Origin of the sequence: Pseudolactococcus chungangensis CAU 28 = DSM 22330 (assembly GCF_002441885.1) — a bacterium.
In the GTDB taxonomy this organism is placed as follows: domain Bacteria; phylum Bacillota; class Bacilli; order Lactobacillales; family Streptococcaceae; genus Pseudolactococcus; species Pseudolactococcus chungangensis.
On record NZ_JXJT01000013.1, the window covers coordinates 45,606 to 52,105 of the forward strand.

The 6,500-nt window shown below is 43.1% G+C and carries 5 protein-coding genes; 1 reads left to right on the forward strand and 4 read right to left on the reverse strand.

The genetic code is table 11. From position 1 onward, the window contains the following. Positions 1-6: 6 nt before the first annotated feature. The 3 genes from RR45_RS06710 to RR45_RS06725 form a co-directional block, all read right to left on the reverse strand. Positions 7-603, reverse strand: coding sequence for an ATP-dependent Clp protease proteolytic subunit (locus RR45_RS06710; protein ID WP_031366059.1), 597 nt, complete (start codon positions 601-603; stop codon positions 7-9). Between the two features lie 188 nt (positions 604-791). Then, positions 792-2,228 carry an NADP-dependent glyceraldehyde-3-phosphate dehydrogenase gene (locus RR45_RS06720; protein ID WP_031366061.1) on the reverse strand — a complete coding sequence of 479 codons (1,437 nt, stop codon included), beginning with the start codon at positions 2,226-2,228 and terminating at the stop codon, positions 792-794. 331 nt (positions 2,229-2,559) lie between these two features. Beyond that, complete coding sequence (locus tag RR45_RS06725; protein WP_031366062.1) at positions 2,560-3,558, reverse strand: 4-hydroxy-3-methylbut-2-enyl diphosphate reductase; 999 nt, start codon at positions 3,556-3,558, stop codon at positions 2,560-2,562. A 103-nt stretch (positions 3,559-3,661) separates the two neighbouring features. On the opposite strand from RR45_RS06725, the gene cysK reads away from it, so the two are divergent. Continuing rightward, entirely contained in the window at positions 3,662-4,588 is a 927-nt protein-coding gene (cysK, locus tag RR45_RS06730; protein ID WP_031366063.1) for a cysteine synthase A, read from the forward strand. A gap of 188 nt (positions 4,589-4,776) precedes the next feature. On the opposite strand, the gene RR45_RS06735 is transcribed toward cysK, so the two are convergent. Beyond that, on the reverse strand, positions 4,777-6,500 hold a 1,724-nt coding region (locus tag RR45_RS06735), incomplete at its 5' end, for an InlB B-repeat-containing protein (RefSeq protein WP_143465083.1).

A 6,500-nucleotide genomic window follows, 5' to 3' on the forward strand; every position in this document is an offset into this window, starting at 1 on the left:
TATCTCTTATTTTAAATCATTACGATTCATGATTTCATCAATAAAACCGTATTCTAAAGTTTCTTCTGCTGACATCCAACGATCACGTTCAGCATCTTTATGGATTTTACTAATCGTTTGACCAGAATTTTCAGCCAAAATTCTTTCCAATGTTTTACGAGTTCTTGACAAGTGGTCAGCAACGATTTGCATATCTGTTTGTTGCGTACCGCCACCAGTACCACCCATTGGTTGGTGAATCAAGTATTCAGCATTCGGCAACATGAACCGTTTACCTTTAGCCCCTGAAGATGCGATAATTGTTCCCATAGACGCAGCAACGCCCATGACAATTGTCTGAACATCTGATTTGATGAAATTCATCGTATCTACAATCGCAAGACCTGCAGAGACTGACCCACCAGGTGAATTGATATAGAGATAAATGTCTTTAGTTGAATCTTGTGCATCTAGGAATAAAAGTTGCGCAATGACTGCATTAGCCATATTGTCTTCTACTTCACCTGTCAACATAATGATTCTGTCTTTCAAAAGACGTGAGTAGATATCATACGCGCGTTCACCGCGGCTTGATTGTTCAATGACTGTAGGAATGAGTGCCATGTGATTAACTCCTTTATTTTCTTTATTATGAATTCTATTATAGCGCATTGGTCAAAAATGGTCAAAGATTTAGACCGCATGCCGTACCTGCGTTATGCTTTCCTTATTATAGCAAAAGTCATCCTTTTTTTCCGATACAAAGTCCGTTTGACCCCTAGAAAAAAAACGCTGAAAGCAGCGTTTTTATTTTAAACATTAATAATCAGTAATTTCTCACGCGTCATTGATTCAATCGTTCGAGAAATGCCATGCACGCCCATGCCTGAATTTTTAACACCTAAGAATGGAAAATGGTCAGGGCCACGTTCTGTCCGGCCGTTAATTTGGACAGAACCCGCCTCAATTTTTTCAGCAATGGCAACAGCACGTGAAAAGTTTTGTGTAAAGACTGATGCCTGCAAGCCATATTCAGAGGCATTGGCAATCTCAATGGCTTCGTCGTCTGATGCCACACGAATAATCGGCAACACTGGACCGAAAGGTTCTTCCCAAGCCAAACGCATATCTGTCGTCACATGATCAAAGAGGGTCGGATAAATCAAATTATCTTCACGCTTATTGCCAACAAGTAACTCAGCACCTGCAGCAATGGTATCTGTAATGAGACCTTGGACGTAATCAGCCGCCCCTTCGTTAATCAATGGTACAATAACAGGGTTATCTATCGGCATGCCGACTGAGAGTTTTTCTACTTCCACTTTCAATTTTTCAGAAAGTTCATCAGCCACAGTAGCATGGACCAAAACGCGCTTAATCGCTGTACATCTCTGACCTGAGTAGCTAAAAGCGCCACTCATGATTTCAGATACGGTCTTATCAATATCCGCATCCTCACAGACGATAGCTGGATCCTTACCACCCAACTCAAGAACCATCGGTTTCATGGTTGAAAAGCTCGACAAATGACGCCCAGTCGTCGCACCACCAGTAAATGAAATCATGTCAATCCCATCATGTTCGCTAACGTAATCGCCAATGTCTGAGCCCTTACCAGTGATTAACTGCAAAATATCCGCTGGAAAACCAACTTTGTCGAAAGACTCAATGAGTTTCACTGCAGAAATTGCACCTTGTGTCGCTGGTTTAAAGACAACGGCGTTACCGGCGATTAATGCGGGTGCGAGTTTCGCAACGGATAAATTAACCGGATAGTTAAAAGGAGAAATCGCAAGCACCGTCCCAAGAGGAATCCTTTTGATGATGGCGAATTTATTTTTAGAGCCTCCTGGGTAGTTGGCACCTGACATCGCAGCATCATTAGTATGAATGAATTCTTGTACGGTATAACGGATGAATTCGGCCGTTCTTGTCACTTCTTTCACCGCATCATTCCAGGTTTTACCGACTTCCCGCATAATCATCTGAGCAATCTCTTCTGCATCTATTTCTAGTTGATCCGCCCATTTATTTAAAAGGTCTGCCCGTTTAAATAAATCAGTATCTGCCCAAACTTTTTGCGCTGCTTTTGTGGCAGCGATAGCTACATCAGCCTCTTCTTTTGAAATAGCTTGAACACGACCAATAACACTTTGGTCATATGGACAGATAATCTCAATCAAATTACCGGAAGTAGACTGGACAAATTGGCCACCAACATAATACTTATAATTTGTAATTTCACTCATAACTTCTCCTTTGTACTTACCTCTAAAACAAAACGGCATCTAAACACTGTTTATTTTTCGGTATTAGTAGCTATTGTAAAATATTTCACAGAATTTGTCAACTGAATTTTCTGAAAATAATAAACTTTTAAATTAACGACTTCTGTCCCAATAGTTTTCTAGACGATGCATTCTCTATCTTTGAATGATAGCTTTATTTTTTCAAAATAATACGAAATCGGTAAAATCACACTTGTTAATGAAATAAGAGGCAGGGATACAATAGCCCTGTCTCTTCTATTACTTATATTTCCCATGTGCTATGTGCTACACGACATGTCTATCCCCTGTATCAATCTTCACCCTTAAATGCCTGTTCCCGCAATTTTTGCAAGCGATTTTCCCGTTTTTTTGTCAAATCACGAACGGCACCACGTGGGATAATATCTTCATAAGAAACCTGACTTTCAGCGCTCTGTCCATCAAACTGTTTCAAATAATCCATGACCTCCCGTACAATGGCAGTTGGTGTTGAGGCACCAGCAGTTACCGCGACTGTCGCATCTTCTGGCAACTGTGTTAGCCATTCTGGCTTAATCTCCGATACATCTGCCACACGGTGAGCAGGCACACCTGCTTGATTTCGAGAGACTTCTGCTAGGCGATTTGTATTATTCGAACGTGGGTCACCAACGACGATTGTTAAATCACACCCGACCGCCTGCTCAGCAACAGCCTCTTGACGTTCAGATGTTGCTTGACAAATATCACTATGTGCCACGACTTGCGGAAATTTCTCATGCACCGCTGCCATGATATCCGACACATCCCACATGCTCATTGTCGTCTGATTAGTCATGAAAACTTTACCCGTTAGCTCGAGCGCTTCTAAATCTTGTAAATTAGACAAGAGATGAATACGGTCTGGATCAATCCCTAATACGCCTTCTGGTTCCGGATGTCCTTTCTTGCCAATGTAGATGACCTCATAACCATCTGCCAAGCGTTTCTTGACAATTTCATGCGTAATCAAAACATCAGGACAACTCGCATCGACTACCGTTAAGCCTTTTTCAGCGGCTCGCTGTCTCACGGCGTCAGAAATACCATGTGCTGTAAAAATCACCGTCCCATGGTCAATAGTCTCTAAAATCGCTAGGCGGTTTTCACCGTCTATCGTCTGCACCCCGATTTTTTCGAAACTTTCCGTCACATGGTGGTTGTGCACAATCATGCCTAAAATATAAATAGGGCGCGGTAAATCTGGACTTTTCGCAACATTCTTGGCAATAACCATAGCGTCGATAACACCGTAACAATAGCCCATAGGCGTGATATGTTTAATCTTCATAAAATTTTTTTATACCCGTTTTCGTTTTTTGATAAGCCGAAAATTTTTTTAAGCTGTATAATAGTATTATAAACTATTTCCTAACATTTTGGAGGACACTGACATGTCAAAAATTTACGACAATATTACAGATTTAATTGGCGATACACCCATCGTCAAATTGCATCATGTCGACGACGACTCGGCTGATGTTTATCTCAAGTTAGAGGCCTTTAATCCTGGCGGATCTGTCAAAGACCGTATCGCCTTGAACATGATTCGTGCCGCTGAGGCTGATGGTTCCCTCAAACCTGGCGGCACCATCGTAGAACCAACTTCTGGGAACACTGGGATTGGACTCGCTTTCGTTGGCGCAGCACTTGGCTACAAGGTCATCATCGTCCTCCCTGAAACCTTCTCAATCGAACGCCGTCGCCTCATCCAAGCTTACGGCGCAGAACTCGTCTTAACCCCTGCTGCTGGTGGCATGGGCGCTGCCATTGCCAAAGCCAAAGAACTGGCTGAAGATAACGGCTACTTCTTACCCTTACAATTTGAAAACCCAGCCAATCCACGCATTCACGAAGAAACAACCGGCCCTGAAATCATCGCCGCCTTTGGCGAAAATGGTTTAGATGCCTTTGTGGCAGGTGCTGGCACTGGCGGCACTATATCAGGTGTGTCACATATCCTCAAAAAAGCTAATCCGAATATCGGGATCTATGTCGTAGAAGCTGATGAATCAGCGGTCTTTTCTGGTGAGAAACCGGGACCACATAAAATTCAAGGCATCTCACCAGGTTTCATCCCTGGCACACTGGATACCAAATCTTACGATGAAATTATCCGTGTAACCTCTGACGATGCCATTGCTGCTGGTCGTGTCATTGGCGGACAAGAAGGCTTCTTGCTCGGCATTTCAGGCGGTGCAGCTGTTCACGCAGCCAAACAAGTCGCCAAGAAACTCGGCAAAGGTAAAAAAGTGCTAGCTGTCGCCCCTGACAATGGGGAACGCTATCTCTCTACTTTCCTTTATGACTTTGGAGAGTAAACTTGTCAATTAAAGTTATTAAAACCGCCTCATTTGGCGTTTTTTTGTGGACTGAAATGGCCTATTCCCTTTTTTAATTTTTAGTGATAACTCGTACAAAAAAGCAAGCAACCTCAGGTGAGGTCACTTGCTTTTAAATTGAATTTTAGTACATTGTTGTGACTAGCCTAGGTAATCTTACTAGATTGTCAATCTAATTGGATGGCTAAAGCGGGACGAACCGGCTGGCTGACGTACACACCAGCAAAGTCTATGCTGCCATCAAAGACCGCACCCACATCATAACAGTTGCCACCGGCCGACCGAAGCCAAAAGTAAGGGTAGTTGGCATCAATAGCTGTAAAGTCTAACAAAGTACTGTAATCCCCTGTGGCGCTAAACGTGCTTTTATCCAGACTTTGGATATCGCCAAAGCTTAAAGCAAAGGCTTGTTGTTTTAGAGTTGTTAAAGGTGTCAAAGAAGTTGGAAAACGATTATCTGTACAGTAAGGCTGCCAATCTTGCCAGTACCAGTTATTGTAAGCTAGTGAGGTACCGCTATTTGGGCCAAGGCCAGCATTCTGATAACGTGACCAATTCGGTAAATCTAAATCAACGGGGAGGACGTAATTGCTGTTAATTGGCGAGATAGCCGTGTTATAGTAGCTGTCAATCACGGCTTTGAGATGACTTTCACCATAACCTGTTGAGGTCGAATCATCGTGGAAATATGGACTAGTACTATTTGTTGCTGTGGTGTCAAACTGTACATCAATACTGCCATCACCAGTTTCTTGGTCAGTTAGGGCTTGTTCTTTGATGATGAGTGTTTGATTGTCATTAGTAGCATCTGTATCCATATCTGCTTTTAGAATGCGCCACCAGCTATTAGAAAGCCAGACCCTATCAAATTGTGTGCCAAGCGTCCCATCGTCATGGCCTGCTAACTCTACAATCGGTAAGCCCCATTTCGCATAGAGCGTGATATCTGCTGTAATTGGGGTGTCAAAATCGAAAGGCGTTGTCAATGCCTCATCTGTATACCAACCTTTCAAAATAAAATCATGTGCTGATGCATCCCCAGCAGCTGTGACGTTTGGTGTGGCATCATCTTTTGCTGGATCAGATGGTTTTGAAACCGTGTCACCATGATTCACTGTTGCTGATGGTACATCTGAACCGCCATTACTTTCAAATGTCACAGTGTATGTTTTAGGCGTTGTTTTACCATAAAAGGTTTTGTCACCTTTGTCATCTTTGGCGATACTTGTGATGACATCACCTGTACAATCCTTATTGTCATACCAGCCTGAGAAGATTTCAGTCACGTCTGTTGGAATTGGTAAGTAAGTCGTTTTGACACCTGCAATGTAGCCATCTGGCTTATACTTCTCACCTTTGACTTCTTTATCATTGATATAATAAGTAATCGTGAAGTTGTTAGAGACACCTGGCTCACCTTTGTCGCCCTCAAAATCACCCTCGGCGGCTAAGTGGAACACATGGGTTGTACCAGCCAGCTCAACCGCATGATTACGTACTTCATCACGATGATGATAGGTCTCTTCTGCCGCATTGACAGTTGTGGCGCTGCCCAGTCCTACGATAAGCAAGACTAATGCCAGTACATTTTTAGTGGCTTTACGATGTTTGATGGCGATAATAAGCACTGCTGCTAATACGCCCAGACCAAGCACCATCAAAACTGGGGTCATTTTTTCACCAGTTGACGGTAATGGTGTGCTAGTTTTTGTTGCTGTGTTAGTAGCACCTGTTGTTGGTAAGTTGCCTGTCGTTGGCAATGGTGTTGTCGTGACCGTGCCATCAGTTTTCCGACTGACTTGATACGTTTTCGCGTCACCCGCTTTTAGCGTGCCCACGTTAACCGTGACTTTTTTCATATCCTTATCGTGGAAGATCGTGGGTAAATCAG

Bases quoted from the DNA above. Each gene is read 5' to 3' on its own strand.
- RR45_RS06710 (WP_031366059.1), bottom strand. From the start codon at position 603: ATGGCACTCATTCCTACAGTCATTGAACAATCAAGCCGCGGTGAACGC.
- RR45_RS06720 (WP_031366061.1), bottom strand. From the start codon at position 2,228: ATGAGTGAAATTACAAATTATAAGTATTATGTTGGTGGCCAATTTGTC.
- RR45_RS06725 (WP_031366062.1), bottom strand. From the start codon at position 3,558: ATGAAGATTAAACATATCACGCCTATGGGCTATTGTTACGGTGTTATC.
- cysK (WP_031366063.1), top strand. From the start codon at position 3,662: ATGTCAAAAATTTACGACAATATTACAGATTTAATTGGCGATACACCC.